Source organism: Pseudomonas sp. BN606 (assembly GCF_029873115.1).
In the GTDB taxonomy this organism is placed as follows: Bacteria; Pseudomonadota; Gammaproteobacteria; order Pseudomonadales; family Pseudomonadaceae; genus Metapseudomonas.
The window spans coordinates 39,523-65,621 of record NZ_SSOF01000077.1 but is presented as its reverse complement, the minus strand read 5'-3'; the positions used below and the strand labels follow the sequence as shown (position 1 = coordinate 65,621).

Annotated in this window: 30 protein-coding genes; 22 read left to right on the top strand and 8 right to left on the bottom strand. The window is 63.4% G+C overall.

Annotation, left to right across the window (positions count from 1 at the left end; all coding sequences use genetic code 11):
- The first annotated feature begins 54 nt into the window (after positions 1-54).
- From argS to E8E75_RS19300, 9 genes are all read left to right on the top strand, one after another.
- Entirely contained in the window at positions 55-1,794 is a 1,740-nt protein-coding gene (argS, locus tag E8E75_RS19340; protein ID WP_153918166.1) for an arginine--tRNA ligase, read from the top strand.
- A gap of 6 nt (positions 1,795-1,800) precedes the next feature.
- Entirely contained in the window at positions 1,801-2,526 is a 726-nt protein-coding gene (locus E8E75_RS19335) for an SPOR domain-containing protein (RefSeq protein WP_120654159.1), read from the top strand.
- A gap of 240 nt (positions 2,527-2,766) precedes the next feature.
- Positions 2,767-3,297 carry an ATP-dependent protease subunit HslV gene (hslV, locus tag E8E75_RS19330; RefSeq protein ID WP_069086003.1) on the top strand — a complete coding sequence of 177 codons (531 nt, stop codon included), beginning with the start codon at positions 2,767-2,769 and terminating at the stop codon, positions 3,295-3,297.
- Positions 3,298-3,326: 29 nt separating this feature from the next.
- Entirely contained in the window at positions 3,327-4,664 is a 1,338-nt protein-coding gene (hslU, locus tag E8E75_RS19325; RefSeq protein WP_153918167.1) for an HslU--HslV peptidase ATPase subunit, read from the top strand.
- Between the two features lie 58 nt (positions 4,665-4,722).
- Positions 4,723-5,097, top strand: coding sequence for a DUF971 domain-containing protein (locus E8E75_RS19320; protein WP_153918169.1), 375 nt, complete (start codon positions 4,723-4,725; stop codon positions 5,095-5,097).
- 276 nt (positions 5,098-5,373) lie between these two features.
- Positions 5,374-7,053 (top strand): class II poly(R)-hydroxyalkanoic acid synthase, encoded by a 1,680-nt coding sequence (phaC, locus tag E8E75_RS19315; RefSeq protein WP_153918171.1) that lies wholly within the window; start codon positions 5,374-5,376, stop codon positions 7,051-7,053.
- A 153-nt stretch (positions 7,054-7,206) separates the two neighbouring features.
- A complete protein-coding gene (phaZ, locus tag E8E75_RS19310; RefSeq protein WP_120654155.1) occupies positions 7,207-8,064 on the top strand; it encodes a poly(3-hydroxyalkanoate) depolymerase in 858 nt (285 codons plus the stop codon).
- Between the two features lie 171 nt (positions 8,065-8,235).
- Positions 8,236-9,918: a class II poly(R)-hydroxyalkanoic acid synthase gene (gene phaC / locus E8E75_RS19305; RefSeq protein ID WP_153918174.1), complete on the top strand. Its 1,683-nt coding sequence runs from the start codon at positions 8,236-8,238 to the stop codon at positions 9,916-9,918.
- Positions 9,919-9,993: 75 nt separating this feature from the next.
- Positions 9,994-10,608, top strand: a complete 615-nt coding sequence (locus tag E8E75_RS19300; RefSeq protein ID WP_120654153.1) for a TetR/AcrR family transcriptional regulator — start codon at positions 9,994-9,996, stop codon at positions 10,606-10,608.
- 48 nt (positions 10,609-10,656) lie between these two features.
- On the opposite strand, the gene E8E75_RS19295 is transcribed toward E8E75_RS19300, so the two are convergent.
- The 3 genes from E8E75_RS19295 to E8E75_RS19285 form a co-directional block, all read right to left on the bottom strand.
- Complete coding sequence (locus E8E75_RS19295; RefSeq protein ID WP_153918175.1) at positions 10,657-11,574, bottom strand: phasin family protein; 918 nt, start codon at positions 11,572-11,574, stop codon at positions 10,657-10,659.
- Between the two features lie 10 nt (positions 11,575-11,584).
- Positions 11,585-12,016: a phasin family protein gene (locus E8E75_RS19290; RefSeq protein WP_120654151.1), complete on the bottom strand. Its 432-nt coding sequence runs from the start codon at positions 12,014-12,016 to the stop codon at positions 11,585-11,587.
- Between the two features lie 175 nt (positions 12,017-12,191).
- Complete coding sequence (locus tag E8E75_RS19285; protein WP_120654150.1) at positions 12,192-12,467, bottom strand: polyhydroxyalkanoic acid system family protein; 276 nt, start codon at positions 12,465-12,467, stop codon at positions 12,192-12,194.
- A 142-nt stretch (positions 12,468-12,609) separates the two neighbouring features.
- Here E8E75_RS19285 and ubiE point away from each other — a divergent pair, with 142 nt between their 5' ends.
- The 10 genes from ubiE to E8E75_RS19235 all read left to right on the top strand — a co-directional run bounded on the left by ubiE (position 12,610) and on the right by E8E75_RS19235 (position 19,161).
- The gene (gene ubiE / locus E8E75_RS19280) at positions 12,610-13,380 is read left to right on the top strand and encodes a bifunctional demethylmenaquinone methyltransferase/2-methoxy-6-polyprenyl-1,4-benzoquinol methylase UbiE (protein ID WP_120654149.1); all 771 of its coding nucleotides are present in this window, start codon (positions 12,610-12,612) and stop codon (positions 13,378-13,380) included.
- Positions 13,380-13,997, top strand: a complete 618-nt coding sequence (locus E8E75_RS19275; protein WP_120654148.1) for an SCP2 sterol-binding domain-containing protein — start codon at positions 13,380-13,382, stop codon at positions 13,995-13,997. The genes ubiE and E8E75_RS19275 overlap by 1 nt, the downstream gene beginning before the upstream one ends.
- Positions 13,994-15,586 (top strand): ubiquinone biosynthesis regulatory protein kinase UbiB, encoded by a 1,593-nt coding sequence (gene ubiB, locus E8E75_RS19270; protein ID WP_153918177.1) that lies wholly within the window; start codon positions 13,994-13,996, stop codon positions 15,584-15,586. Before E8E75_RS19275 ends, ubiB begins: the two co-directional genes overlap by 4 nt.
- 78 nt (positions 15,587-15,664) lie before the next feature.
- The gene (gene hisI, locus E8E75_RS19265) at positions 15,665-16,066 is read left to right on the top strand and encodes a phosphoribosyl-AMP cyclohydrolase (protein WP_120654146.1); all 402 of its coding nucleotides are present in this window, start codon (positions 15,665-15,667) and stop codon (positions 16,064-16,066) included.
- Entirely contained in the window at positions 16,059-16,394 is a 336-nt protein-coding gene (locus tag E8E75_RS19260; RefSeq protein WP_120654145.1) for a phosphoribosyl-ATP diphosphatase, read from the top strand. The genes hisI and E8E75_RS19260 overlap by 8 nt, the downstream gene beginning before the upstream one ends.
- Before the next feature lie 25 nt (positions 16,395-16,419).
- Entirely contained in the window at positions 16,420-16,680 is a 261-nt protein-coding gene (locus E8E75_RS19255; RefSeq protein ID WP_120654144.1) for a twin-arginine translocase TatA/TatE family subunit, read from the top strand.
- Positions 16,681-16,686: 6 nt separating this feature from the next.
- Positions 16,687-17,190, top strand: coding sequence for a Sec-independent protein translocase protein TatB (gene tatB, locus E8E75_RS19250; RefSeq protein WP_120654143.1), 504 nt, complete (start codon positions 16,687-16,689; stop codon positions 17,188-17,190).
- A complete protein-coding gene (gene tatC / locus E8E75_RS19245) occupies positions 17,187-17,981 on the top strand; it encodes a twin-arginine translocase subunit TatC (protein WP_077524723.1) in 795 nt (264 codons plus the stop codon). The genes tatB and tatC overlap by 4 nt, the downstream gene beginning before the upstream one ends.
- A complete protein-coding gene (locus E8E75_RS19240) occupies positions 17,978-18,685 on the top strand; it encodes a 16S rRNA (uracil(1498)-N(3))-methyltransferase (RefSeq protein WP_120654142.1) in 708 nt (235 codons plus the stop codon). Before tatC ends, E8E75_RS19240 begins: the two co-directional genes overlap by 4 nt.
- A 53-nt stretch (positions 18,686-18,738) precedes the next feature.
- Positions 18,739-19,161: a UPF0158 family protein gene (locus E8E75_RS19235; RefSeq protein ID WP_120654141.1), complete on the top strand. Its 423-nt coding sequence runs from the start codon at positions 18,739-18,741 to the stop codon at positions 19,159-19,161.
- A 123-nt stretch (positions 19,162-19,284) separates the two neighbouring features.
- Here E8E75_RS19235 and E8E75_RS19230 read toward each other — a convergent pair whose 3' ends face one another.
- From E8E75_RS19230 to pip, 5 genes are all read right to left on the bottom strand, one after another.
- Positions 19,285-20,019: an amino acid ABC transporter ATP-binding protein gene (locus E8E75_RS19230; protein WP_028629825.1), complete on the bottom strand. Its 735-nt coding sequence runs from the start codon at positions 20,017-20,019 to the stop codon at positions 19,285-19,287.
- Positions 20,012-20,974 carry an amino acid ABC transporter permease gene (locus E8E75_RS19225; RefSeq protein WP_153918179.1) on the bottom strand — a complete coding sequence of 321 codons (963 nt, stop codon included), beginning with the start codon at positions 20,972-20,974 and terminating at the stop codon, positions 20,012-20,014. The genes E8E75_RS19230 and E8E75_RS19225 overlap by 8 nt, the downstream gene beginning before the upstream one ends.
- A 92-nt stretch (positions 20,975-21,066) precedes the next feature.
- Positions 21,067-21,858, bottom strand: a complete 792-nt coding sequence (locus E8E75_RS19220; protein WP_120654139.1) for a transporter substrate-binding domain-containing protein — start codon at positions 21,856-21,858, stop codon at positions 21,067-21,069.
- A 264-nt stretch (positions 21,859-22,122) separates the two neighbouring features.
- On the bottom strand, positions 22,123-22,560 hold the full coding sequence (gene dtd / locus E8E75_RS19215) for a D-aminoacyl-tRNA deacylase (RefSeq protein ID WP_120654138.1): 438 nt from the start codon (positions 22,558-22,560) through the stop codon (positions 22,123-22,125).
- Complete coding sequence (gene pip, locus E8E75_RS19210; protein ID WP_120654137.1) at positions 22,560-23,534, bottom strand: prolyl aminopeptidase; 975 nt, start codon at positions 23,532-23,534, stop codon at positions 22,560-22,562. Before pip ends, dtd begins: the two co-directional genes overlap by 1 nt.
- Before the next feature lie 93 nt (positions 23,535-23,627).
- On the opposite strand from pip, the gene E8E75_RS19205 reads away from it, so the two are divergent.
- From E8E75_RS19205 to E8E75_RS19195, 3 genes are all read left to right on the top strand, one after another.
- A complete protein-coding gene (locus E8E75_RS19205; protein WP_153918181.1) occupies positions 23,628-24,059 on the top strand; it encodes a hypothetical protein in 432 nt (143 codons plus the stop codon).
- Entirely contained in the window at positions 24,056-24,529 is a 474-nt protein-coding gene (locus E8E75_RS19200) for an NUDIX hydrolase (protein ID WP_153918183.1), read from the top strand. The genes E8E75_RS19205 and E8E75_RS19200 overlap by 4 nt, the downstream gene beginning before the upstream one ends.
- Before the next feature lie 147 nt (positions 24,530-24,676).
- Positions 24,677-26,089, top strand: a complete 1,413-nt coding sequence (locus E8E75_RS19195) for an FAD/NAD(P)-binding protein (protein ID WP_153918186.1) — start codon at positions 24,677-24,679, stop codon at positions 26,087-26,089.
- Positions 26,090-26,099 lie beyond the last annotated feature (10 nt).

The window sequence follows — 26,099 nt, the reverse complement described above, 5'->3', positions numbered from 1 at the left end:
ATGCACAGTTTTCAACCAGCGCCAGCCCTCCATGGGCGGCCGGAAGAGCAGAAGATGAAAGACACCATTCGCCAGCTGATCCAGCAAGCCCTGACCCGTCTCGCCAGCGAGGGCGTGCTGCCCGAAGGCCTCAGCCCGGCTATCCAGGTGGAGAACACCAAGGACAAGAGCCACGGCGACTTCGCCAGCAACATCGCCATGATGCTGGCCAAACCCGCCGGCATGAAGCCGCGCGACCTGGCAGAAAAACTGATCAACGCCCTTCCCCAGGACGATCAGGTGGCCAAGGTCGAGATCGCCGGCCCCGGCTTCCTCAACTTCTTCCAGAACACCCAGGCGCTGGCCCAGCGCCTGGAAGCCGCACTGGCCGACGACCGTCTCGGCGTGCGCAAGAATGGTCCGCAACAGCGCGTAGTCATCGACCTGTCTGCGCCGAACCTCGCCAAGGAAATGCACGTCGGCCACCTGCGTTCCACCATCATCGGTGACGGCGTCGCACGCGTCCTGGAGTTCCTCGGCGATACCGTGATCCGCCAGAACCACGTGGGCGACTGGGGCACCCAGTTCGGCATGTTGCTGGCCTACATGCAGGAACAGCCGGTCGGCAGCGACGCCGAACTGTCCGATCTGGAGTCGTTCTACCGGGCGGCCAAGAAGCGCTTCGACGAGTCCGCCGAGTTCGCCGACCGTGCCCGCGAACTGGTGGTCAAGCTCCAGGCCGGCGATCCCGAATGCCTGAAGCTCTGGACCCGCTTCAACGATATTTCCCTGAGCCACTGCCAGGCCGTCTACGACCGCCTGGGCGTGAAACTCACCATGGCCGACGTGAAGGGCGAAAGCGCCTACAACGACGATCTGGCAAACGTAGTCGCCGACCTGCGCGCCAAGGGCCTGCTCACCGAGAGCGACGGCGCGCTGTGCGTGTTCATGGACGAATTCAAGAATGCCGAAGGCAACCCGCTGCCGCTGATCGTGCAGAAGGCCGGCGGTGGTTACCTCTACGCCACCACCGACCTGGCAGCGACCCGCTACCGCAGCGGTGTGCTCAAGGCCGACCGCGCGCTCTACTTCGTTGACCAGCGCCAGGCCCTGCACTTCCAGATGGTCTTCGCCTGCGCCCGCCTGGCCGGTTTCGTGCCCGCCAGCTTCGAGATGGAGCACATGGGGTTCGGCACCATGAACGGTGCTGACGGCCGTCCGTTCAAGACTCGCGACGGCGGTACCGTCAAGCTCATCGACCTGCTGGACGAAGCCGAGCAGCGCGCCTATGAACTGGTGAAGGGCAAGAACCCTGACCTGGAAGAAGCCGAACTGCGCCAGATCGCCCGGGCAGTGGGTATCGGTGCTGTGAAGTACGCGGATCTGTCCAAGCACCGCACCAGCGACTACAGCTTCAACTTCGAGCTGATGCTGAGCTTCGAGGGCAACACCGCTCCCTACCTGCTCTACGCATACACCCGTGTCGCCAGCGTGTTCCGCAAGCTGGGCAAGGACTTCTCCGAGATCGACGGCCAGATCATCCTCGCCGCCGAGCAGGAGCAGGCCCTGGCCGCCAAGCTGGCGCAGTTCGCCGACACCCTGGGCAACGTTGCCGAGAAAGGCGTACCGCACATCCTCTGCGCCTACCTCTACGACCTGGCCGGCCTGTTCTCCAGCTTCTACGAGAACTGCCCGATCCTCAGTGCCGAAGAGCAGGCCACCCAACAGAGCCGCCTGCGCCTTGCTGCGCTGACCGGTCGTACCCTCAAGCAAGGCCTGGAGCTGCTCGGCCTGCAAACCCTGGAACGCATGTAACGGACTATGGCGAAGAAAAAAGCTGCACCCAAGCGCGGGGCCAGCCGCTACCAGGCGCCGGCCAAGAAGCCGGTGCCCGGCTGGGTCTGGCTGGCCATCGGCCTGGTCATCGGTGGTTTCGTGGTATTCCTGAACCAGCTCGAGCCGGGCCGCGACGAAGTGCGCCGGACCAAGCCCGAACAGGCCGCGACCGGTGCCGCCAGCGGCAAGACCGCCAGCGATGTCGGCAAGGCCCAGGTCCAGGGCAAGCCGACAACGCCGCCCCCCCAGGAGCCGGCGAAGCCAAAGTACGACTTCTACACGCTGTTGCCGGAATCAGAAGTGATAGTGCCGCCGGAAGCTGTGCCCAAGGAGACACCAGCCACGCCGCCGGAGCAGAAGCCGGTTACCCCGGAAGAAGCCGCGAAGATCGACGCTGCGCGTGCCCAGGCCGCTCTCAACGGCGAGACCCCGCCACCCGCGCCGCCGGTGGTAGCCAAGGCGCCGGTCACCAATCAGTTCTTCCTCCAGGCCGGCTCGTTCCGCAAGCGCGACGACGCCGACCGGGTGCGAGCGCAGATCATCCTTCTCGGACAGAATGTCCAGGTGGAATCCGGCACCGTTCGCGAGGAAACCTGGTACCGCGTCCTCGTCGGGCCCTACGCCAATCGCGAACAACTCGCCTCGGCGCAGAAGCAACTGGCCGGCAGCGGATTCAGCAATTTGCTGTTACAGCAGCGCCAAAGCCGTTGAGCTGCCGACGGCTCGTTGAAAAACGTCGGCGATGCAGTCGATGCGAGGCAGAAACAGGCGAGAAAGCGGAGTTTACGCGTTGTAAATGAGCATTTTCAGCCTGTTTCAAAGCGAGCACAGGCAACGCAGGTAGTTCTTCAACAGTCTGCCAATCGTCCGTGCCCGGTTGAAAACCCGGGCACGGCCCCCCATCTGAGTTTCCATTCGGGCATTTCGCCCCGCTGCGTGGAGACTCTCCCCTTGACCACCATCGTTTCAGTCCGCCGCAACGGCAAAGTCGTCATGGGCGGCGACGGCCAGGTTTCCCTCGGCAACACCGTCATGAAAAGCAATGCCCGCAAGGTCCGCCGTCTTTACCACGGCCAGGTCCTGGCCGGCTTCGCCGGTGCCACCGCTGACGCCTTCACCCTGTTCGAGCGCTTCGAAGGCCAGCTGGAAAAACATCAGGGCCACCTCGTCCGGGCCGCCGTCGAGCTGGCCAAGGACTGGCGCACCGATCGCTCCCTGAGTCGCCTGGAAGCCATGCTCGCCGTGGCCAACAAGGATGCCTCGCTGATCATCACCGGCAACGGTGACGTGGTCGAACCCGAACAGGGCCTGATCGCCATGGGCTCCGGCGGCGGATTCGCCCAGGCCGCTGCCCTGGCGCTGCTGCAACACACCGAACTGTCCGCCCGCGAAGTGACCGAGACCGCCCTGAACATCGCCGGCTCCATTTGCGTGTTCACCAACCAGAACCTGACCATCGAGGAGCTGGACAGCGCCGAGTAAGGCCGCCGTCCCGCAATGGAGCCACTTTCATGTCCATGACGCCCCGCGAAATCGTCCACGAACTCAACCGCCACATCGTGGGCCAGGACGACGCCAAGCGCGCAGTCGCCATCGCCTTGCGCAACCGCTGGCGCCGCATGCAGCTGCCGGCCGAGCTGCGCGCCGAAGTAACGCCGAAGAACATCCTGATGATCGGCCCGACCGGCGTCGGCAAGACCGAGATCGCTCGCCGCCTGGCGAAGCTCGCCAACGCGCCCTTCATCAAGGTCGAAGCGACCAAGTTCACCGAGGTGGGCTACGTCGGCCGCGACGTCGAGTCGATCATTCGCGACCTGGCCGACGCCGCCGTGAAGATGATGCGCGAGCAGGAAATGCATCGCGTGCGCTATCGCGCCGAAGACGCCGCCGAAGATCGCATCCTCGACGCCCTGCTGCCCCCGGCACGCACCGGTTTCGGCGACGAGCAGCCCCGTGAGGATTCCAACACCCGCCAGCTGTTCCGCAAGCGCCTGCGCGAAGGCCAACTCGATGACAAGGAAATCGACATCGAAGTTGCCGAGTCCCCGGCCGGCGTCGAAATCATGGCCCCGCCCGGCATGGAGGAAATGACCAACCAGCTGCAGAGCCTCTTCTCCAACCTCGGCAAGGGCAAGCGCAAGGCCCGCAAGCTGAAGGTCAAGGAAGCCATGAAGCTGGTGCGCGACGAAGAAGCAGCGCGCCTGGTCAACGAGGACGAGCTGAAAGCCGCCGCGCTGGAAGCCGTGGAACAGAACGGCATCGTCTTCATCGATGAGATCGACAAGGTGGCCAAGCGCGGCAATGTCGGCGGCGCCGATGTCTCCCGCGAGGGCGTGCAGCGCGATCTGCTGCCGTTGATCGAAGGCTGCACCGTGAACACCAAGCTGGGCATGGTGAAGACCGACCACATCCTGTTCATCGCCTCCGGCGCGTTCCACCTGTCCAAGCCCAGCGACCTGGTGCCGGAACTGCAGGGCCGCCTGCCGATCCGCGTCGAGCTCAAGGCACTGTCGCCGGAAGACTTCGAACGCATCCTCACCGAGCCCCATGCATCGCTGACCGAACAGTACAGCGCGTTGCTGAAGACCGAAGGCCTGAACATCGAGTTCGCCCCGGACGGCATCAAACGTCTTGCCGAGATTGCCTGGCAGGTCAACGAGAAGACCGAGAACATCGGCGCCCGTCGCCTGCACACCCTGCTCGAGCGCCTGCTGGAAGAGGTTTCCTTCAGCGCTGGCGACCTCGCCGCGCAACACGACGAGACGCCGATCCACATTGATGCTGCCTACGTGAACGGCCATCTCGGCGAGCTTGCCCAGGACGAAGACCTGTCGCGCTACATTCTCTGACAGGTGCACACTGAAGATAGCCGGCACGCGCCGGCTATCTTCGTTTGGAGACCCCGACATGCGCATCCCCAGCGGTATCGAACTGCACAAGGCCTCCAGGACCTTGACGCTGAAGTACGGGCCGGATGAAAGCTACACGCTGAGCGCAGAGTTCCTGCGCGTGCATTCCCCCTCAGCGGAAGTACAGGGCCACGGCAAGCCCATCCTCCAGTACGGCAAGCTGAACGTCGGCCTGACCAAGCTTGAGCCGGCTGGCAACTATGCCCTGAAATTGACCTTCGACGACGGTCACGACAGCGGTCTCTTCACCTGGGACTACCTCTACGAACTCGCCACCCGCCAGCAAGAACTGTGGAGCGATTATCTGCAGGAGCTTGCAGCTGCCGGCCGCTCCCGCGACCCGGATGAGTCCGTCGTCAAGCTCATGCTCTGAAGCGGTGCAGGCCGCGCCCCAATCCAGCCCTGACCGCCCAAGGTTAGGGCGCTTTTTCTAAACGCTCGCGACATACTCCCGCTGCAGCGAACTCTCTGCGGTCTGCTTGCGCAAACTGACAAACTCGGGTAACCAAGTTCTGGCAAGTTCCATGCATTTGGCATCGCCAGATACAGAGAAATTCGCGAAGTTCGCTTCGCCTTCCCGGTAACCCGAGCGTGTCAGCGCGCTGTTCCGCCAGGGCGCTGTTCGACTCAGGACAATGGAGCGTCGTAGATGAGCAACAAGAACAATGAAGATTTGCAGCGCCAGGCCTCGGATAACACCCTGAACCTCAATCCGGTTATAGGGATCCGCGGCAAGGACTTGCTGTCTTCAGCGCGGATGGTGCTGTTGCAGGCCATCAAGCAGCCTTTCCACAGTGCAAGACACGTCGCCCATTTCGGCCTGGAACTGAAGAACGTGCTGCTCGGCCAATCCGGGCTGCAACCAGAAGCCGATGACCGCCGTTTCAATGACCCGGCCTGGAGCCAGAACCCGCTCTACAGGCGCTACCTGCAGACTTACCTGGCCTGGCGCAAGGAGCTGCATAGCTGGATCGAGGAAAGCAACCTGTCGAGCCAGGACACCAGCCGCGGACACTTCGTCATCAATCTGATGACCGAAGCCATGGCGCCCACCAACAGCATGGCCAACCCGGCCGCGGTCAAGCGCTTCTTCGAGACGGGCGGCAAGAGCCTGCTCGATGGCCTCTCCCATCTGGCCAAGGACCTGGTGAACAACGGCGGCATGCCCAGCCAGGTGAACATGGATGCCTTCGAGGTCGGCCAGAACGTCGCCACCACCGAAGGTGCCGTGGTCTATCGCAACGATGTCCTCGAACTGATCCAGTACAAACCCATCACCGAAAGCGTGCATGAACGCCCGTTGCTGGTAGTACCGCCGCAGATCAACAAGTTCTACGTCTTCGACCTATCACCGGAAAAAAGCCTGGCGCGCTTCTGCCTGCGCAACGGCCTGCAGACTTTCATCATCAGCTGGCGCAACCCGACCAAGGCACAGCGCGAATGGGGTCTGTCCACCTACATCCAGGCCCTCAAGGACACGATCGACGTAGTCTTGAAGATCACTGGCAGCAAGGACCTCAACATGCTTGGGGCCTGCTCCGGCGGCATCACCACCGTCGCCCTGCTCGGCCACTACCAGGCCATTGGCGAGAACAAGGTCAACGCCTTTACCCAGATGGTCAGCGTGCTCGACTTCAACCTCGACACCCAGGTCGCCCTGTTCGCCGATGAACAAACCCTGGAAGCCGCCAAGCGCCGCTCGTACCAGGCCGGTGTGCTGGAAGGCAAGGATATGGCCAAGGTCTTCGCCTGGATGCGCCCCAACGACCTGATCTGGAACTACTGGGTCAACAACTACTTGCTCGGCAACGAGCCGCCGGCATTCGACATCCTCTACTGGAACAACGACACCACGCGCCTGCCCGCCGCCTTCCACGGCGAGCTGGTGGAGATGTTCAAGACCAACCCGTTGACCCGCCCCAACGCCCTGGAAGTCTGCGGCACACCCATCGATCTCAAGCAGGTCACCTGCGACTTCTACTGCCTGGCCGGCACCTCGGACCACATCACGCCCTGGGAAGCCTGCTATCGCTCGGCGCGACTGCTCGGCGGCAAGTGCGAGTTCGTGCTGTCCAACAGCGGCCACATCCAGAGCATCCTGAACCCACCGGGCAATCCCAAGGCACGCTTCTCCACCAGCAGCGAAATGCCGGCCGATCCCAAACTCTGGCTGGAGAATGCCACCAAGCACGCCGACTCCTGGTGGCTGCACTGGCAGCAATGGATCGGCGAGCGCTCCGGCAAAACCAAGAAAGCCAACTTCACCCTGGGCAACAAGGCCTTCCCGGCCGGTGAAGCTTCGCCCGGTACCTATGTGCACGAGCGATGACAGACTGCGCCCTGCGCACTACTGCCCATGGCACCGGGAAGTGCCCTACGCGCTGCTGGCATCCGCCAGTGGCGCAGGTCAGGCACAGCCTGGCGGATTCGGGGGGAGCCTGCGAAGGCTTCCCTCGGTTTTCTAATCAATAGGGCTTTGCGCATGCCGCTACCTTTCGTATTTCGCACCATCGAGCTGGATGGCCAGACCATCCGCACCGCCGTACGCCCCGGGCAGTCGCACATGACGCCGCTGCTGATCTTCAATGGCATCGGCGCCAACCTCGAGTTGGTGTTCCCCTTCGTCCAGGCCCTGGACCCGGACCTGGAAGTAATCGCCTTCGACGTACCCGGTGTCGGCGGTTCATCCACCCCGCGCACGCCCTACCGTTTCTCCGGCCTGGCAAAGCTCGCCGCGCGCATGCTGGACTATCTGGATTACGGCCAGGTCAGCGCCATCGGTGTGTCCTGGGGCGGCGCACTGGCACAGCAGTTCGCCTACGACTACCCGGAGCGCTGCAAGAAACTGATTCTCGCCGCCACCTCGGCCGGCGCCGTGATGGTGCCCGGCAAGCCCAAGGTGCTCTGGCGCATGGCGAGCCCGCGACGCTACATACAGCCTTCTTACGGCGTACACATCGCGCCGGACATCTATGGCGGCGCGTTCCGCCGCGACCCTGGTCTGGCCATGGCCCACGCCAGCAAGGTGCGCTCGTCCGGTAAGATGGGCTACTACTGGCAGCTGTTCGCAGGCCTCGGCTGGACCAGCATTCACTGGCTGCACCGCATCCGCCAACCCACCCTGGTCCTGGCAGGCGACGACGATCCGATCATTCCCCTGGTGAACATGCGCCTGCTGGCCTGGCGAATTCCCAATGCGGAACTTCACGTCATCGACGACGGTCACCTGTTCCTCGTGACGCGTGCCGAAACGGTGGCTCCGATCATCATGAAGTTCCTTGCCGAGGAGCGTCACCGCGCGGTGATCCACCCACAAGCACAGCCGCTACGTAGTGGCTGAAACGCTACCGCTCCCTTGTGGGGCGGCAGCCAGGCGCCCGAACCAGAGCGGTGCGCGCTGTCATCAACTTGAATTCTGCCCGCGATAGTCTGGAATGCACTTCGGGCTCGTGATGGTACAACCCTTGCTGTAGACCTCCTGAACCACGGACCGAATACGGAGCGCTGCCCCATGCGAGAAAAACAAGTCCCGGGCACCTTGCCGGCACCAGCCGCATTCATGAACGCACAGAACGCCATTGTCGGCCTGCGCGGCAAGGATCTGTTTTCCACCGTACGCAACCTGGCGCTGCAAGGACTGCGGCATCCGGTGCACAGCGCACGACACATGCTCGCCTTCGGTGGCCAGGTCGGTCGCGTACTGCTCGGCGATACCCTGCACCAGCCCAATCCGCAGGACAGCCGCTTCGCCGACCCGTCCTGGCAGCACAACCCCTTTTACCGCCGAGGCCTGCAGGTTTACCTCGCCTGGCAGAAGCAACTCAGCACCTGGATCGACGAGAGCGACCTCAGCGACGACGACCGCGCCCGGGCTCGCTTCGTGATGGCCCAGCTCAGCGATGCCCTGTCGCCTACCAACAGCCTGCTCAACCCGCTAGCAGTGAAGGAGCTGTTCAACACCGGCGGCCTCAGCCTGATCAAGGGTATCGGCCATCTGGTGGACGACCTGCTGCACAACGACGGCATGCCCAGTCAGGTCAGCAAACATGCCTTCGAGATCGGCCGCAACCTCGCCAACACGCCGGGTGCAGTGGTCTACCGCAACGAGCTGCTGGAGCTGATCCAGTACAAGCCGATGAGCGAGAAGCAGTACCTGCGCCCACTGCTGGTGGTGCCACCGCAGATCAACAAGTACTACATCTTCGACCTCGCCCCGGATAAGAGCTTCGTCCAGTACGCCCTTAAGAATGGCCTGCAGGTGTTCATGGTGAGCTGGCGCAACCCTGATGCGCGACACCGCGAATGGGGCTTGTCGACCTATGTGCAGGCCCTCGAAGAGGCCTTCGAAGCCTGCCGCGCCATCACTGGCAGCAAGGAAGTCAACCTGGCGGGCGCTTGCGCAGGGGGCCTCACCATTGCCGCACTGCAGGGCCACCTGCAAGCGCGTCGTCAATTGCGCAAGGTCACCAGTGCCACTTACCTGGTCAGCCTGCTGGACAGCCAGGTGGACAGTCCCGCCGCGCTTTTCGCCGATGAGCAGACCCTGGAAGCTGCCAAGCGTCGGTCGTACCAGGCTGGCGTCCTGGACGGCAAGGACATGGCCAAGATCTTCGCCTGGATGCGTCCCAACGACCTGGTGTGGAACTACTTCGTCAACAACTACCTGCTGGGCCGCGAACCACCGGCGTTCGACATCCTCTACTGGAACAACGACAACACCCGCCTGCCCGCCGCGCTGCATGGCGACATGCTGGACTTCTTCAAGCACAACCCGCTGGCCCGCAGCGGTGGGCTGGAGATCTGCGGCACCTCCATCGACCTGCAGAAGGTCACGGTGGACAGCTTCAGCGTGGCCGGCATCAACGACCACATCACCCCCTGGGACGCGGTCTACCGATCCGCGCTGCTGCTGGGTGGAGACAGTCATTTCGTACTGTCCAACAGCGGCCACATCCAGAGCATCCTCAATCCGCCGGGCAACCCCAAGGCGAACTACTACGAGAACGGCAAACTCAGCTCCGATCCCCGCGCCTGGTACTACGATGCCAAGCATGTGCAAGGTAGCTGGTGGGGCAAGTGGTTGGGCTGGATCCAGGAGCGCTCCGGCGAGCAACGGGAAACCATCATGGCGCTGGGCAATCAGGACTATCCGCCGATGGAGGCCGCCCCCGGCACTTACATTCACGTGCGCTGATACCTATGCGGGCCGGCCGGGCAAGTAGCCGGCCGGCCCTTCAATTCTTCTTTGAGTGCCTGGCAAGAAACCTGGATGAAGACCCGCGACCGCATCCTCGAATGCGCCCTCGAGCTGTTCAACCTCAACGGCGAACCCAACGTCACCACCCTGGAAATAGCCACCGAACTGGGCATCAGCCCCGGCAATCTCTACTACCACTTCCATGGTAAGGAACCGCTGGTGATGGCGCTGTTCGAGCGCTTCCAGGAAGAGCTGGCACCGCTGCTTGACCCGCCAGCCGACGCGCAACTCGACGCCGAGGATTACTGGCTGTTCCTGCATCTGATCGTGGAGCGCCTGTCCCAGTACCGTTTCCTGTTCCAGGACTTGTCCAACCTGGCCGGCCGCCTTCCCAAGCTGGCCCGCGGCATGCGCAACTGGCTGAACCACCTCAAGCGTACCCTGGCTGCCCTGCTGGCACGTTTGAAGTCCGAGGACCAGTTGGTGAGCGATACCGAGGCCCTTGGCCAACTGGTGGAGCAGATCACCCTGACCCTGTTGTTCTCCCTCGACTACCAGCGCGTGCTGGGCAGCGGCGGCGAGATACGTCTGGTGGTCTATCAGGTGATGATGCTGGTCGCCCCGCATTTGCGCCCAGGCTCCCGGCACGCTGCCGAAAACCTCGCCCGGCGCTACCGGGAAACCTGAAACGAAAACGCCCGGCAAAGCCGGGCGTTTTCGTCATACCGATAAAGCTCAGGACTGGCTGGCCGGCGGAGTTGCCGGTGCTGCCGGAGCCGGTGCTGCTGCCGGTGCCGCGCTGGGCGCCGGGGTAGCGGCTGCAACCGGTGCCGCGGGAGCAGCTGCCGGAGCGGCAGGCTTGGCGGCCGCCTTGGGCGCAGCGGGCTTCTTCACTGCCGGTTTTTTCGCGGCGGCGGGTTTGGCCACTGCCGGTTTTGCAGCTGCCGGCTTGGCAGCAGGTTTCGCTGCGGCGGGCTTCGAGGCAGCAGGCTTCGCCGCTGGTTTGGCAGCGGGCTTGGCCGCAGCCGCCGGCTTCGCAGCAGCCTTTGCAGCTGGCTTGGCGGCCGGTTTTGCAGCAGCAGGTTTGGCAGCCGCAGCCTTGGGTGCCGGCTTGGCAGCGGCAACCTTGGCAGCAGGTTTCGCAGCAGGCTTGGCGGCGGGTTTCGCAGCAGCTTTGGCAGCCGGTTTGGCGGCAGTCTTTGCAGCAGCGGGCTTGACCGATTTCGCCGACACGCCGGTGAGCTTCTCGAGCTGCTTGGTCAGGGAATCCACCTTGCCTTGCAGGTCCTTGACTTCACTGCGGCTGGGCACGCCGAGACGGGAAATGGCGCTATTCAGACGCTTGTCGAAAGCCTCCTCCAGCTCACCCCATTTGCCGATCGCCTTGCCCTTGACCTCTTCAACCTTGGACTTGGCCGTGCCCACGCGGGCGCCGACCTTCGACTTGACCGCGTCTACCTGCTTGTCCACTTCGGTCTTGGCCTGCTTTTCAGCCTTCTCACCATCCTTGACCAGCGTATCGAACAGCTTGGAGCCGTCGTTACTGACCTTCGAGTAGGCCCCCAAGCCAGCCAGCCAGATCTGGCGCGAGTATTTCTCGATCTCGCCGATCCAGGAGTTGGTGTCTTTATCGGTTTTCTTCTTGCCAGCCATCCTGCTCTCCTTATTTGGTTCGCGCGACGTGCTCGAGCAACGCGCTCAGCTCATCAAGCTTAGCAGAGAGTGCCTCAACGTCCTGCCGGGAGGGAATACCAATGCGATTGAGAGCACTGGCCACACGGTTGTCGAACGCCTTCTCGATCTTGTCGAGTTGAACTTCGACCTTTTCCTTCACGCCGGTGACACTGCTCTTCACGCTGTCGAACTGGCTGTTGGCCGCCTCGACCTGCTCGTCGACGAGCTTCTTGCCCTGCTTCTCGACGCCTTCGCCGGCCTTGACCAGCTCCTTGAAGTAATCGACGCCTTCGGCGCCGGCCTTGGCATAGGCACCCAGGCCAGCCAGCCAGATCTTGCGGGCGTAGAGCTTCACGTCGCCAATGACGGTGGACTTGCTTTCGGCTTTCTCGAGTTTCTTCTTGACGGCTACTTTGGCCATGGTGCACCTCACGCGGAATGGTAGATGACTCGTCCTTTTTCAGGACTTGAGCGCAAGGTAGCGAGGAAAATTAGAAACCGCATACTAGCCGCGAGATTGGCTGCTTCAGGTGAGTTGCCAGTGGAAGCGATTGCATTCGCGAAGGGCCGCAAGGCGGCCCCGGAGAGGTTCTGATTCAGGCCAGGTATTCGTCCAGCGCCTTTTCGATCTCGCGCTTGATACTGCCGCTCATGGCCGACAGCAGCAGGCCCAGCTTGACCTCCACGCGCACCTTCGAAGCGCTCACTTCGATCTGCCCATCGGCGCCGCTGCGCTTGAATTCCAGGGTGTCTCCGCGCCATTGGTAGCGCACGTCGTACTCGCGCGCCAGGCGCTCGGCCAGCTTCTCGGCTTTATCACGGACGGCCTCGCGACCGAGGGCATGGGAACGTTCGACTTGGATGCGGGACATGTGGGGTTCCTGAACTGCGACCTTTGGTCGCGTGAATATACCAGCGCCCACGGTCCCTGACCGCGTCCCCCGCCGTCGGGCGTCAAGACAAAGCCGGACGCGGGCATTAGAATGGCCGCCATTCAATTCCGGTGGCAGCGACATGAACGATCAGCGCAAAGGCAACGACGCCGAACCCACGACCCACTTCGGTTATCAGCAGGTTCCCGAAAGCCAGAAGGCCGACAAGGTCGCCGAGGTATTCCACTCGGTAGCGGCCAAGTACGACCTGATGAACGACCTGATGTCCGGGGGCGTCCACCGCCTGTGGAAGCGCTTCACCATCGAGCTTTCCGGCGTACGCCCGGGCAACCGCGTGCTGGACATTGCCGGTGGTACCGGCGACCTCACCCGCCAGTTCTCCCGCCTGGTCGGCATGACCGGCGAAGTGGTGCTGGCCGACATCAACGCCTCCATGCTCAAGGTAGGCCGCGACAAGCTGCTGGACAGCGGCGTGGCCGGCAACGTCAGCTTCGTCCAGGCCGACGCCGAGAAGCTGCCTTTCCCCGATAACCACTTCGACGTGGTCACCATCGCCTTCGGCCTGCGCAACGTCACTCACAAGGACGAAGCCATTCGTTCGATGCTGCGCGTGCTGAAGCCGGGCGGCCGCCTTCTGGTGCTGGAATTCTCCAAGCCCACCAGCGGCCTGCTGTCCAAGGCCTACGACGCCTACTCCTTCAGCCTGCTGCCGCTGATGGGCAAGCTGATTACCAATGACGCTGAAAGCTACCGTTATCTGGCCGAGTCGATCCGCATGCACCCGGACCAGGAAACGTTGAAGGCGATGATGGTCGAGGCGGGCTTCGAACGCGTCACCTACCACAACATGACCGGCGGCATCGTCGCCCTGCACCGCGGCATCAAGCCCTGATGCTGACCCAGGCGCTGCTGGCCGGTATCGAGCTCGGCCTGAACCGGGTGCTGACGCTGGACAGCACGGCGCTGCCGCGCATGACAGCCCTTGAGGGCAGTGTCATCGAAGTCGACTGCCAGAGTCCGGCACTGACGCTTTTCCTGCTCCCTGGTGGCGACGGCCTGAAGCTTTCCGCCCATTGGTCCGCTCCCGCCGATTGCCGTCTGCGTGCTCCGGCCAGCAGCCTCCTGAAGCTGGCCACAGCGCGGGAAAAGACCGCCGTCCTGCACAGCCCGGAAGTCACCCTTGAAGGCGACAGCGCCGTGTTGCTGGAGCTGGCCGCCATTCTCCAGGACCTCGAACTGGATTGGGAATACGAGCTGTCGCGCTGGCTCGGGCCAGTCGGCACCCAGTTGCTCGCAGGCCATCTGAAGCTCCGCGCCAATTGGGCGGGACAGGGCCTGGAAAGCCTGCGCCAGAATCTCGCCGACTACCTAGCCGAAGAGTCGCGCACCCTGGTGGGCCGCCGCGAAGCCGACGCACGCTTCGCTGAACTGGACCGCCTCAAGCTCGCCCTCGATCGCCTCGACGCTCGCGTCGAGCGTCTGAACCAGAGAATCAAACCCAACGCATGAAGCTGCTCGCCGCCCGCCGCCTGTTGCGCATCCAGCAGGTCGTCATCCGCTACCGCCTCGATGACCTGCTGCTCGAACTGCCGCTGCCCTGGTGGCTGCGCACGCTGAGCCACGTCCTGCCCTGGCGCTGGTTTCCGCGCAAGGAACTCAGCCTGTCCCGCGGTGAGCGCCTGCGCCTGGCCCTGGAAGACCTCGGCCCGATCTTCATCAAGTTCGGCCAGTTGCTCTCGACTCGCCGCGACCTGATGCCACCGGATATCGCCGACGAGTTGGCACGCTTGCAGGACCAGGTACCGCCATTCGCCCCGGCGAAAGCCGTCGCGCGCATCGAAGAGCAATTGGGCGCCAAGGTCAGCGAAGTGTTCGCCCGGTTCGACGTCGAGCCACTGGCCTCGGCGTCGGTGGCCCAGGTCCATGCTGCGCAACTGAAAAGCGGCGAAGAAGTGGTGGTGAAGGTGATCCGCCCCAACCTGCGGCCGATCATTCGCCAGGACCTCGCCTGGCTGTTCATCCTCGCCCGGCTCGCCGAGCGCGTATCCGCCGATGCCCGCCGTCTGCGCCCGGTGGAGGTGGTGGACGACTACGAGAAGACCATCTACGACGAGCTCGATCTGCTCCGAGAGGCAGCCAACGCCAGCCAGCTGCGACGCAACTTCGATGGCTCGCCGCTGCTCTACGTGCCCCAGGTCTACTGGGACTGGTGCCGCCCCAAGGTGCTGGTGATGGAGCGCATCTACGGCATTCCGGTAACGGACCTCGCTACCCTCGCCGACCAACGCACCGATATGAAATTGCTGGCCGAACGCGGCGTGGAAATCTTCTTCACCCAGGTATTCCGCGACAGTTTCTTCCACGCTGATATGCACCCCGGCAACATTTTCGTCGCCACCCGCCAACCCTGGAACCCGCAGTACATAGCCATCGACTGCGGCATCATCGGCAGCCTCACCCCAGAAGACCAGGACTACCTCGCACGCAACCTGATCGCCTTCTTCAAGCGCGACTACCGCCGCGTAGCCCAGCTCCACATCGACTCGGGCTGGGTGCCGCCGGAAACCAAGGTCAACGATTTCGAAGCGGCTATCCGCACCGTCTGCGAACCCATCTTCGAGAAGCCGCTGAAAGACATCTCCTTCGGCCAGCTGCTGCTGCGCCTGTTCCAGACCGCCCGCCGCTTCAACATGGAAGTCCAGCCGCAACTCGTGCTGCTGCAGAAGACCCTGTTGAACATCGAAGGACTGGGCCGCCAGCTCTACCCGGACCTGGACCTCTGGAACACCGCCCAGCCCTTCCTCGAACGCTGGATGCGCGAACGCGTCAGCCCGCTGCAACTGCTGCGCAACCTGCAGCAGCAGGCCGAGCAGGTACCGCACCTGTCGCAGATCGCCCGCGACACCCTGGAGCGCCTGGCGCTGCCCGCGAGCGCACCGCAGAAGGCCGAGAAACCAGCCAGCGACCAATGGCCAGCGCGCCTGCTGGGCGCCCTGCTGATCGCCGGCGCAGCCACACAGGGCCTGGCCCCCACTGCCGACACCTGGCCGAGCTGGCTTATGCTGGCCGGCGGTCTATATCTGGTGCTGCGCCGATAGCCAGCCCCGAACGGCACTGGCACACTATTTCGAATCCGAGCGCCGGCCCTTGAGGCCGGCCCAGTTGTGGAAGACGCGATGAAAGACTGGCTGGAAGAGATTCACTGGAACGCCGATGGCCTGGTCCCGGCGATCGCCCAGGACTACAAGACGGGCCGCGTGCTGATGATGGCCTGGATGAACCGCGAAGCCCTTACCCTCACCGCCGCCGAAAACCGCGCCATCTACTGGTCACGCTCCCGTGGCAAGTTGTGGCGCAAGGGCGAGGAATCCGGTCATGTGCAGCGTCTCCACGAATTGCGCCTGGATTGCGACGCCGACGTCGTCATCCTGATGGTCGAACAGCTGGGCGGGATCGCCTGCCATACTGGTCGCGAAAGCTGCTTCTACCGTGTCTTCGAGGATGGTGGCTGGAAGACCGTTGACCCCGTACTCAAGGATCCGCATGCCATCTATGCCGCAGGAAACAGCCATGAGTGATACCCTCGCCCGCCTGGCCGAGGTGCTGGAGGAGCGCAAGAACGCCGCTGCCGACAGCTCCTACGTCGCCAGCCTGTACCACAAGGGCCTGAACAAGATCTTGGAAAAGGTCGGTGAAGAAGCGGTGGAAACCATACTCGCCGCCAAGGATGCCGCCGTCAGTGGCGACGCCAGCGACCTGATCTACGAAACCGCCGACCTCTGGTTCCATAGCCTGGTCATGCTCGCCGCCCTCGGCCAGCACCCCCAAGCCGTACTGGATGAACTGGACCGTCGCTTTGGCCTGTCCGGGCACGCCGAAAAGGCCGCCCGCCAGCCCTCCGCCTGACAAAGACAATCAAGAGGAACACACCATGGGCATCTTCGACTGGAAACACTGGCTGGTCATTCTCATCGTCGTCGTGCTGGTCTTCGGCACCAAGCGCCTGAAAAACCTCGGTTCCGACGTCGGCGAAGCCATCAAGGGCTTCCGCAAGGCGATGAACACCGAGGAAGGCGACAAGGCCCCCGAGCAGACCACTGCCGCGCAGCAACCCGGTGCCACGCTGAACCAGCCGCATACCATCGACGGCCAGGCTCAGCAGGTGCAGGACCCGGTGACCCGCAAGGACTGATGACCCATGTTCGGTATCAGCTTCGGTGAACTGCTGCTGATCGGCCTGATCGCACTCCTGGTGCTCGGGCCCGAACGGCTGCCCGGCGCGGCGCGCACGGCCGGTCTCTGGATCGGGCGCCTCAAGCGCAGCTTCAACGCGATCAAGACCGAGGTCGAGCGCGAAATCGGCGCCGACGAGATCCGCCGCCAGCTGCATAACGAACACATCATGGCGCTCGAAAAGCAGATCAAGGAAAGCATCGTGCCTCCCACGGTCGAATCCCTGCTTTCCGAGGCAGAGCCTGAAGGCGACTCCGCACCGGCAAGTCCGGCGCCCGGCGCCCCGGCTGCGCAAACCGTGCAGGCAGCGCCGGCACCGGCAACCGCCAAGGCCCCGGCAACTCCAGGCACGGCAGCCCCCAGCCAGACCGACCCGGCAGCGCCCGTCCAGGCCTCCAACGCCGCGTCGCCGTCTCAGCCATCGCCCCAGGCACCCATTGAACCGCAGCAGCCGTCCCGCATCCCATGAGCGACCAGAAGCCGGAACAAGACCAGGAAATGCCCCTGGTCTCGCACCTCACTGAACTGCGTACGCGCCTCCTGCGCTGCGTGGCGGCGATCTTCCTGATCTTCGCCGGCCTGTTCTACTTCGCCCAGAAGATCTACACCCTGGTATCGGCGCCGCTGCGCCAGTACCTGCCGGAAGGCGCAACCATGATCGCCACCGACGTGGCATCGCCCTTCCTCACGCCCTTCAAGCTGACCATGGTGGTGGCGCTGTTCCTCGCCATGCCGGTAATCCTGCACCAGGTCTGGGGCTTCATCGCGCCCGGCCTGTACAAGCACGAGAAGCGCGTCGCCCTGCCCCTGCTGGTCTCGAGCATCGTGCTGTTCTACGGCGGCATGGCCTTCGCCTACTTCCTGGTGTTCCCGCTGATCTTCCACTTCTTCGCCAGCGTGACGCCCGAAGGCGTGTCAATGATGACCGACATCAGCAGCTATCTCGACTTCGTGATGACGCTGTTCTTCGCCTTCGGCGTGGCCTTCGAGATTCCCGTGGCCGTCATCCTGCTGATCTGGATCGGTGTGGTGGATGTGAGCTACCTCAAGCGCATCCGCCCCTACGTGATCATCGGTTGCTTCGTGGTGGGCATGGTCCTGACCCCGCCGGATATCTTCTCCCAGACCTTGCTGGCCGTGCCCATGTGGCTGCTGTTCGAGGTCGGCGTGTTCTTCGGTGGCCTGATCCGCAAACGTGGCGATCATCCGGAAGACGACGCGGAAGAACCTGGCGACCAGCCGCCCGCCACTCGCCCGTGAACCTGCTTCTTCTCGAAGACGCCGACTTCATCGCGGCGGACCGGGCACGGCTGGAAGGCCGTCGCCTCAAGCACCTGCATGAGGTCCACCGTGCTGAGGCAGGCGACAGCCTGCGGGTGGGCCGCCTCGGCGGCCAGATGGGCCAGGGCCGCCTGCTGAGCCTCGAAGCCAGCTACGCGGAGCTGGAAGTCAGTTTCGACCAGCCGCCGCCAGCCAAGCTTCCCATCACCCTGCTGCTGGCCCTCCCCCGGCCGAAGATGCTCCGCCGTGTACTCCAGACCGTCGCAGCCATGGGCGTTCCGCGCCTGGTCCTGCTGAACAGCTACCGCGTGGAAAAAAGCTTCTGGCAAACGCCCTTCCTGGAACCTGCAGCCATCCGTGAGCAGCTGATCCTGGGCCTTGAACAAGCGAGGGACACCGTGCTGCCCGAGGTGATCATCGAGAAGCGCTTCAAGCCCTTCGTCGAAGACCGCCTGCCGCAACTCGCCGCAGGCACCCTGGGACTGGTGGGCCACCCCGGCGACCACCCGCCCTGCCCCCGCGCGGTAGAGGAACCCATCACCCTTGCCATTGGCCCCGAGGGTGGCTGGATTCCTTACGAGGTCGAGAAACTGCACGAGGCCGGCCTACAGCCGGTGCAGCTCGGAGAACGCATCCTGCGTGTGGAGACAGCGGTAACCGCCCTGCTCGCGCGGCTGTTCTGATAAGCGACGCTGGCGTAGGCTGACAACATCCTTTCCGCTATCGAGATTGAGCCATGCGCCCGCTGACCATCGACCTCGACCAACTTGCCTTCGCCCTCAACACCATGGGGCTCGACCACTACCTCGACCTTCTCAGCGGCAAGGTGCTGCTGATCCCTGAAGAAGACGCCGATCCCGAACTGGAAGCCCTGCTGCGCGAGGAGCCCGAGCGTTTTCTGCTGGTGGAACCCCTTGGCCAAGCCGACGAGCTACGGCTGATGCAGGAATTTCTCCACGAAGTGGTCCATCCCCATGCCTATTCCGCCCTGGAACAGGCCCTGGCGAGCCGCAAGCCGGCGCGCACGTTTCGCCACGTGCTGATGGAATACCCAGTGCTGCTGGAGGCCTGGCACCAGTTCGAGGCCGCGCGGCTACGCGAGCTGGCCCAGGACTGGCTGGCGGAGAATGAGCTGCAACCGGCAACGCCGCTGCACTGAGATACCCGGTATCAACGCCCTTCTGGGGGGCGATTTCAATCGCTTGGCAGGTTGGAGGGGGCAGCGTTGCTGCCCTTGGCGAATGAATTCGCCCCCACAAAATGCCGACACCACTGGGATCGATCAGAGCACCTGGCGCAGGAAGCTCTGCGCGCGCGGGTCCTGCGGCTTCTCGAAGAATTGCGCGGGGGGCGCGTCTTCCAGCAGCTTGCCGTGGTCGAAGAACAGCACCCGGTCTGCCACTTCGCGGGCAAAACCCATCTCGTGGGTCACGCAGACCATGGTCATGCCTTCCTGGGCGAGCTGCTTCATCACGTCCAGCACTTCGCCGACCATTTCCGGATCGAGCGCCGAGGTGGGCTCGTCGAACAGCATCACCTTGGGCTCCATGCACAGGGCGCGGGCAATGGCGACACGCTGCTGCTGACCACCGGACAGGCGCGAGGGGTACTCGTTGGCCTTCTGCCCAATGCCGACCTTGGCCAGCAGCGCTTGGGCCTTGGCCTCGCGCTCAGCCTTGCCGCGCTTGCGCACGACCTTCTGGGCCAGGCAGAGGTTCTCCAGTACGGTCATGTGCGGGAACAGGTTGAAGTGCTGGAACACCATGCCCACTTCGCGGCGGTAGGCGTTCACGTCGGTTTTCGGGTTGGCGAGATCGACACCGTCGATGCTCACCGAACCGGAATCCAGCTCTTCCAAACCGTTCAGGCAGCGCAGGAAGGTGGACTTGCCGGAGCCCGAGGGACCGATCACAACCACCACTTCGCCACGCTTCACCTGCGTGGTGACGTTATCCACAGCCCGCACTTCATGGCCACGGGCATCGAAGACTTTCACCAAATTTCTGACTTCAATCACTTTTCCCGAGCCTCCGCTCCAGACGGCTGGCGATTTGCGACAGCGGCAGGTTGATGACGAGGTAGAGCGCGGCAACGCAGAACCAGATCTCGAAAGTTGAGAAGGAGGTCGTGATCGCCTCGCGGCCGCTCTTGGTCAGTTCTGTGATGGCGATTACCGACACCAGCGAGGTGTCCTTGACCAGGCTGATGAACTGGCCAGCCAGGGGCGGCAGCACGCGCTTGAACGCTTGCGGCAGGATCACGTGACGCATCGACTGGCCGGCGGTCAGGCCCAGGGAGCGCGCTGCCTCGTTCTGGCCACGGGCGATGGACTGCACGCCAGCGCGGACGATCTCGCCCACGTAGGCACCGGTGAACAGGGCTAGCGCCGCCACTCCGGCGAATTCGCGGGAGAGGTTCAGCACGGTGCCGATGAAGAAGTAGAAGATGAATATCTGCACCAGCAGCGGCGTACCACGTACCAGTTCGACGTACACGGTTGAAAGGTCGCGCAGAGTGGGATTGCTGGACAGGCGGCAAAGGCCGGTAAACAGGCCGAGCACCAGGCCGAAGGCGCCGGACACGACAGATATCCACAGGGTGGTCCAGAGGCCCCAGAGCAGTGGGCCAGCAGCCCAGTGGCGGGTAACACCAATCTGGTCGCCCTCGGAAACATCGTCGCCCTGGCTCACCTGCAGACTGTCGCGAGCCACTTCCAGCACCTGCTCCTCGCCGCCCTCGGCGGTCAGGGTCACGCGGGCGTTGTCGCCGGCGTCGGCAATGGCACTGACGGTGCTGTAATCGGCAGCGCGATGGCTTTCCTCCGCCTGGTAGGCGAAGTACTGGGGCACACGATTCCAGCGCCATTCGTAGGAAATCAGGGAAGTGGAGTACCAGAGGCCCCATCCGATCACGACCAGGATCAGTCCGGTCAGGATGTGCCAAGGCCAGTTGCGGCGATGTTTTCTAGTCAAGGGTAATCTCGCTCATGGCGGGGGAACAAAAGGCAGGCCCGGCCTTGTGGGCCGGGCCTGTCGAGCCAGCGCGGGCAGTGCCGTCGCAGGGCTTATTCCATCTCTTTCAGCCAATCGGTCTTCTTGAACCACTTGGCATGGATGCGCTCGTAGGTACCGTCGTTGCGGATCTGGTGCATCCAGTTATTGATCCAGTTCAGGCTGTCGTAGTCGCCCTTCTTCAGGCCGAAGGCCAGGGGTTCGAAGGTGAAGGGCTCTTCCAGGAACACCAGCTTGCCGGCGCCGGCCTTGTTCACCGCAACGACGTTGTACGGGGCGTCGTAGATGAAGGCGTCGGCCTTGCCGTTGACCACGTCCATCACCGCTTCCTGCTCGTTGTCGAAGCCGTGGTACTGGGCCTTGGAGATCAGCTTCTTGGCGACCATCTCGCCGGTGGTGCCGATCTTGGAGGTGATGCGGTACTTGGCATCGTTCAGGTCCTTGTAGGACTTAATGTCACCTTGCAGTTCCTTGCGGATCAGCAGGGTCTGGCCAACCACGATGAAGGGCTCGGAGAAGTTGATGCGCAGGTTGCGCTCCTGGGTCAGGGTCATGCCGGAACCGATCATGTCGAACTTGTCGGTCAGCAGGGCCGGGATGATGCCGTCGTAGCTGGTGGACACCAGTTCCAGCTTCACGCCCATGGCCTTGGACATGGCTTTGAGCAGGTCGACTTCGAAGCCGATGATTTCACCGCGCTTGTTGGTCATTTCGAAGGGCATGTAGGTCGGGTCCATGCCGACACGCAGGGTGCCACGCTTGACTGCATCATCGACCATGCCAGCGTGGGCCAGGCCAGTCAGCGCGCTGGCGGCGAACAGCAGTGACGCGAGAAACTTTTTCATTCTTTCTCCTAACGGCTTGTTGAAAAACGTTAACGAGGCAGTCGAGGCTAGGCAAAAACAGACGAAAAAGCGGAATTTACGTGCTGTAAATGAGCATTTTGAGTTTGTCTTTAACGACGCATCGGCAACGCAGGTAGTTTTTCAGCAGCCTGCTAATGGGGCAGCTCGTTGTTGTTGTCCAGCCCGCGAACGACGGGGCATGGCGCGCATGCTAAACCGCATCTTCGTGGATGGCGAGTCGCAGGAAGCAGATATCGGGCCAGCTCAGCTTTCGAGCAGGAAAGTGACCGGCCCGTCGTTGACCAGATGCACCTGCATGTTGGCGCCGAAGCGGCCAGTGGCGACCTGTGGATGCTTGAGGCGAGCCTGGTGCACCAGGTAGTCGAACAGCTCTTCGCCGCGCGCTGGCGACGCGGCGGTGGAAAAGCTGGGACGCAGGCCGCTCTTCGTATCGGCAGCCAGGGTGAACTGGGAAACCAGTAGCAGGCCGCCGCCGACCGCCCCGAGGGACAGGTTCATCTTGCCCTCGGCATCGGCGAATACGCGGTAGTTGACCAGCTTGTGCAGTAGTTTGTCGGCGCTGGTCTCGGTGTCCTGCGGCTCAACGCCGACCAGCACCAGCAGGCCCTGGTCGATGGCCCCGACTACCTCCCCTTCAACTTCGACGCGGGCGGCACTGACCCGTTGCAGCAGTGCCTTCATCAGGCGTCTTCCTCGGGCGGCAGTTCCAGCAGGCGGCGCGCCATCTGGTTGGCAGCGCGCACCAGGGCATCGGTGATGCCAGCCTCGGACGCGGCGTGGCCGGCGTCGCGGACGATCTGCAACTCACTGTTGGGCCAGGCTTTGTGCAGCGCCCAGGCGTTGTCCAGGGGGCAGATGACGTCATAGCGGCCGTGCACGATCACGCCCGGCAAATGCGCGATACGCGGCATGTCGCGAAGCAGCTGGTTGGGTTCGAGGAAGGCGTTGTTGACGAAGTAGTGGCATTCGATGCGGGCGATGGACAGGGCACGCATCGGCTCGCTGAAGCGCTCCACCACCGGCGCGCTGGGGCGCAGGGTCGCGGTGCGGCCCTCCCAGGTGGACCAGGCCTTGGCGGCGTGCATCTGGGCGATCTGGTCGGGACCGGTCAGGCGCTTGTAGAACGCCTGCATCAGGTCACCGTGTTCCTCGGCCGGAATCGGCGCCAGGTAATCCTCCCAGTAGTCCGGGAACATCCGGCTGCAGCCTTCCTGGTAGAACCAGTGGAAGTCCTGCGGACGGCACAGGAAGATGCCGCGCAGGATCAGCCCGAGCACGCGCTCCGGATGCGCCTGGGCGTACGCCAGGGACAGGGTGGAACCCCAGGAGCCGCCGAACAGTACCCACTTGTCGATCCCGAGGTGCTGGCGAATGCGCTCGAGGTCCGCGACCAGGTCCCAGGTGGTGTTCGATTCCAGGGTCGCGTGCGGCGTCGAACGGCCACAACCGCGCTGGTCGAAGGTGACGATGCGGTACAGGTTCGGGTCGAAGAAGCGTCTGCTCAAGGCATCGCAGCCGGCTCCCGGGCCACCGTGGATGAACACCACCGGCAGGCCTTCCGGCGTGCCACTCTCGTCCACGTAGAGTACGTGCGGTGCATCCACCGCCAGCTCATGCCGGGCGTAGGGTTTTATCTCCGGATACAAAGTCTGCATTCTGGGCTCCCGAATCTGTGCGAAAGGTCGACTCCTGGGCGAGTCCGGCCTTCTAATCTGCCGGGCATCATAACGAGGAAAAAGGAGTTCAGCATGTTACTCAGGAAGTTCGCTCTGCCGATGCTATACGTTCTGGCAATCCTAGCCGGTTGTGGCCGGAACGACCCGGCAGCGGAGCTGGATGCGGCAGTGCAACGGCTGCAGGAGAACCTCGAAGCGAAAAAAACCACCGCGGTGCTGGAGCAGTTGCACCCGCAGTTCATTGCCCAGCAACAGCACGACCGGGACTGGGCCAGGCGCACCATGACCCTGCTTTTCATGCGCCACAAGAACGTCAGCGTTCTCGCCCTCAGCAAGGCGAACAGCCTTGACCCGACCTACCGCGAGAAAGGCTATACGGACGCCCAGGTGGCCCTCACCGGCGCCGAGGGGCTTATCCCCGACAGCGCACGCCATTACGCGGTGAAGCTGGAATGGTGGCTGGACGACGGTGAATGGAAGCTCGCCCGGCTGGACTGGCAATGAGCAAGCCGCTCACCCATCGCATACGCGCTGCCGGCCTGCTGGTGCACGAGGGCCGCATCCTGCTGGTCAAGCACGTGGTGGGGGACGATACCTACTGGATTCCACCTGGCGGCGGCTTCGAATCGGTCAGCGACGAATCCACCCGCGACACGGTGCGCCGTGAGTTCAGGGAAGAAACCGGTCTAGACGTGAACGTCGGCCCACTGGTCTACGTCCGCGAGTTCGCCGAGCCGGCCATGGGGCGTTTCCACATGGAACTGTTCTACCGGATCGATGCCTGGCGCGGCGAACTCAGCCTGGCCAACCTGAATGGCCTGGGTGGCGACGAGTTCGAGATTCGCGAAGTGGGCTGGATCAGTCGCGAAGAGCTGACCACCCTGCCCTTCTATCCGGCGGAGTTACTGGACGATGTCTGGGAGCGGGTGGCGAACGAGGACGTGGTGATCCGCCATCTTGGCCTGCAACGCTGAAACCGTGCGACAGCCCTGTGCGGGAGCGTCCGCCAACCGGTCATAGAGTCCTTGGCTATCTCGGCAATCAGCTCTTGTTCTGGAGCCCCAGCCCCGTGGGGCTAGCCTTGAACAGTTGGGTATACCTGCTGCGCGGAGACAGTCGCCATGAGTGCCGAGCTTCTGGACACCGATTATCTGGTCATCGGCGCGGGGGCTTCGGCAATGGCCTTCGTCGACACCCTGCTCAGCGAGTCGAATGCTACCGTGCTGATGGTCGACCAGCACGGCCATCCCGGCGGCCACTGGAACGATGCTTACCCCTTTGTACGGCTGCACCAGCCTTCAGCCTGCTATGGCGTCAACTCACGAGAGCTTGGCAGTGGCAAGAAAGATCTGTCCGCGCTGGGTGAAGGCCTGTACGAACTGGCCTCCGCCGCAGAGATCCTCAGTTATTACGACCAGGTCATGAACCAGCGATTCCTCCCGTCGGGACGGGTACGCTACCTCCCCATGCACGACTACATCGGCGACCGTGGTTCCGACCATCGTTGCCGGTCCCGGCTCAGTGGCCAGGAACTGCGCGTGCAGGTAGGCCGAAAGCTGGTGGACGGTACCCACGCCCAGACCGAGGTTCCCTCCACCCACCCTCCCAGGTACCGGGTCGGCCAGGGGGTCACCTGCCTGGCGCCCAATTCGCTGCCGTCAATCAGCCAGCCATGGCGGGCCTATGTAGTGGTCGGTTGCGGCAAGACCGGCATCGACACCTGCCTGTGGCTACTGAAGAACGGCGTGCCATCAACGTCGATCCACTGGGTCATGCCTAACGATCCGTGGCTGGTAGACCGCGCCACCCTGCAACCCGGCCTCGAGTTTTTCGAGCAGTGCGTCCGTGGCGTCACTGCACAGTACTCGGCCATCGCCACAGCCGGCTCGCTGGCCGACCTGTTCGAGCGCCTCGAACGATCAGGCCAGCTGCTGCGCATCGATCCCGCCATCACGCCGACAGCCTATCGCGGCGCCACCGTCACCCAGGCCGAACTCCGTGCCCTGCGCAGCATCGACAACAAGGTCCGGCTGGGCCATGTGCTGGCGGTCGAGCCAAGGAATATCCAGCTCGAACGAGGGCGCGTCGAGATTCCTGCCGGGGCGCTGATCGTCGACTGCAGCGCCCGTGGCCTGGCCGGCTGGCGGGTGCCGCAGGTGTTCGAAGATGAGCGCATCAACCTCACCCTTGTGAGCAACAACCAGCCAGTGTTTTCCGCGGCCCTGATCGCCTACGTCGAGTGCCACGTCGCGGACAACGCCGAGAAGAATGCGAACTGCCGGCCGGTTCCGGCTCCACACACCCCGGAGGACTGGGTCAGGATCTGGGACAGCTACCTGGGCAACTTCCTGAAATGGCGCGAGAACGAGGCCTTGTTCCGGTGGCTGTTCAGTTCCCGCCTGTTCCTGATGACGACCGTGATACGCGACGTGCAGCCGGAGGACACGGAGCGCCATGCGCTGCTCAAGGAACTGTCCGTGGCGCGGCAGCAGGCAGCGGCGAACCTGCCGACGCTCATGGCCACGCTGAACTGACAGAGGGAGA

Bases quoted from the DNA above. Each gene is read 5' to 3' on its own strand.
- argS (WP_153918166.1), top strand. From the start codon at position 55: ATGAAAGACACCATTCGCCAGCTGATCCAGCAAGCCCTGACCCGTCTC.
- E8E75_RS19205 (WP_153918181.1), top strand. From the start codon at position 23,628: ATGTTACTCAGGAAGTTCGCTCTGCCGATGCTATACGTTCTGGCAATC.
- E8E75_RS19255 (WP_120654144.1), top strand. From the start codon at position 16,420: ATGGGCATCTTCGACTGGAAACACTGGCTGGTCATTCTCATCGTCGTC.
- E8E75_RS19235 (WP_120654141.1), top strand. From the start codon at position 18,739: ATGCGCCCGCTGACCATCGACCTCGACCAACTTGCCTTCGCCCTCAAC.
- E8E75_RS19295 (WP_153918175.1), bottom strand. From the start codon at position 11,574: ATGGCTGGCAAGAAGAAAACCGATAAAGACACCAACTCCTGGATCGGC.
- phaC (WP_153918171.1), top strand. From the start codon at position 5,374: ATGAGCAACAAGAACAATGAAGATTTGCAGCGCCAGGCCTCGGATAAC.
- E8E75_RS19220 (WP_120654139.1), bottom strand. From the start codon at position 21,858: ATGAAAAAGTTTCTCGCGTCACTGCTGTTCGCCGCCAGCGCGCTGACT.
- E8E75_RS19200 (WP_153918183.1), top strand. From the start codon at position 24,056: ATGAGCAAGCCGCTCACCCATCGCATACGCGCTGCCGGCCTGCTGGTG.
- E8E75_RS19290 (WP_120654151.1), bottom strand. From the start codon at position 12,016: ATGGCCAAAGTAGCCGTCAAGAAGAAACTCGAGAAAGCCGAAAGCAAG.
- E8E75_RS19275 (WP_120654148.1), top strand. From the start codon at position 13,380: ATGCTGACCCAGGCGCTGCTGGCCGGTATCGAGCTCGGCCTGAACCGG.
- phaC (WP_153918174.1), top strand. From the start codon at position 8,236: ATGCGAGAAAAACAAGTCCCGGGCACCTTGCCGGCACCAGCCGCATTC.
- dtd (WP_120654138.1), bottom strand. From the start codon at position 22,560: ATGAAGGCACTGCTGCAACGGGTCAGTGCCGCCCGCGTCGAAGTTGAA.
- E8E75_RS19260 (WP_120654145.1), top strand. From the start codon at position 16,059: ATGAGTGATACCCTCGCCCGCCTGGCCGAGGTGCTGGAGGAGCGCAAG.
- pip (WP_120654137.1), bottom strand. From the start codon at position 23,534: ATGCAGACTTTGTATCCGGAGATAAAACCCTACGCCCGGCATGAGCTG.
- tatB (WP_120654143.1), top strand. From the start codon at position 16,687: ATGTTCGGTATCAGCTTCGGTGAACTGCTGCTGATCGGCCTGATCGCA.
- E8E75_RS19285 (WP_120654150.1), bottom strand. From the start codon at position 12,467: ATGTCCCGCATCCAAGTCGAACGTTCCCATGCCCTCGGTCGCGAGGCC.
- hisI (WP_120654146.1), top strand. From the start codon at position 15,665: ATGAAAGACTGGCTGGAAGAGATTCACTGGAACGCCGATGGCCTGGTC.
- E8E75_RS19300 (WP_120654153.1), top strand. From the start codon at position 9,994: ATGAAGACCCGCGACCGCATCCTCGAATGCGCCCTCGAGCTGTTCAAC.
- E8E75_RS19195 (WP_153918186.1), top strand. From the start codon at position 24,677: ATGAGTGCCGAGCTTCTGGACACCGATTATCTGGTCATCGGCGCGGGG.
- ubiE (WP_120654149.1), top strand. From the start codon at position 12,610: ATGAACGATCAGCGCAAAGGCAACGACGCCGAACCCACGACCCACTTC.
- tatC (WP_077524723.1), top strand. From the start codon at position 17,187: ATGAGCGACCAGAAGCCGGAACAAGACCAGGAAATGCCCCTGGTCTCG.
- hslU (WP_153918167.1), top strand. From the start codon at position 3,327: ATGTCCATGACGCCCCGCGAAATCGTCCACGAACTCAACCGCCACATC.
- phaZ (WP_120654155.1), top strand. From the start codon at position 7,207: ATGCCGCTACCTTTCGTATTTCGCACCATCGAGCTGGATGGCCAGACC.
- E8E75_RS19335 (WP_120654159.1), top strand. From the start codon at position 1,801: ATGGCGAAGAAAAAAGCTGCACCCAAGCGCGGGGCCAGCCGCTACCAG.
- ubiB (WP_153918177.1), top strand. From the start codon at position 13,994: ATGAAGCTGCTCGCCGCCCGCCGCCTGTTGCGCATCCAGCAGGTCGTC.
- E8E75_RS19320 (WP_153918169.1), top strand. From the start codon at position 4,723: ATGCGCATCCCCAGCGGTATCGAACTGCACAAGGCCTCCAGGACCTTG.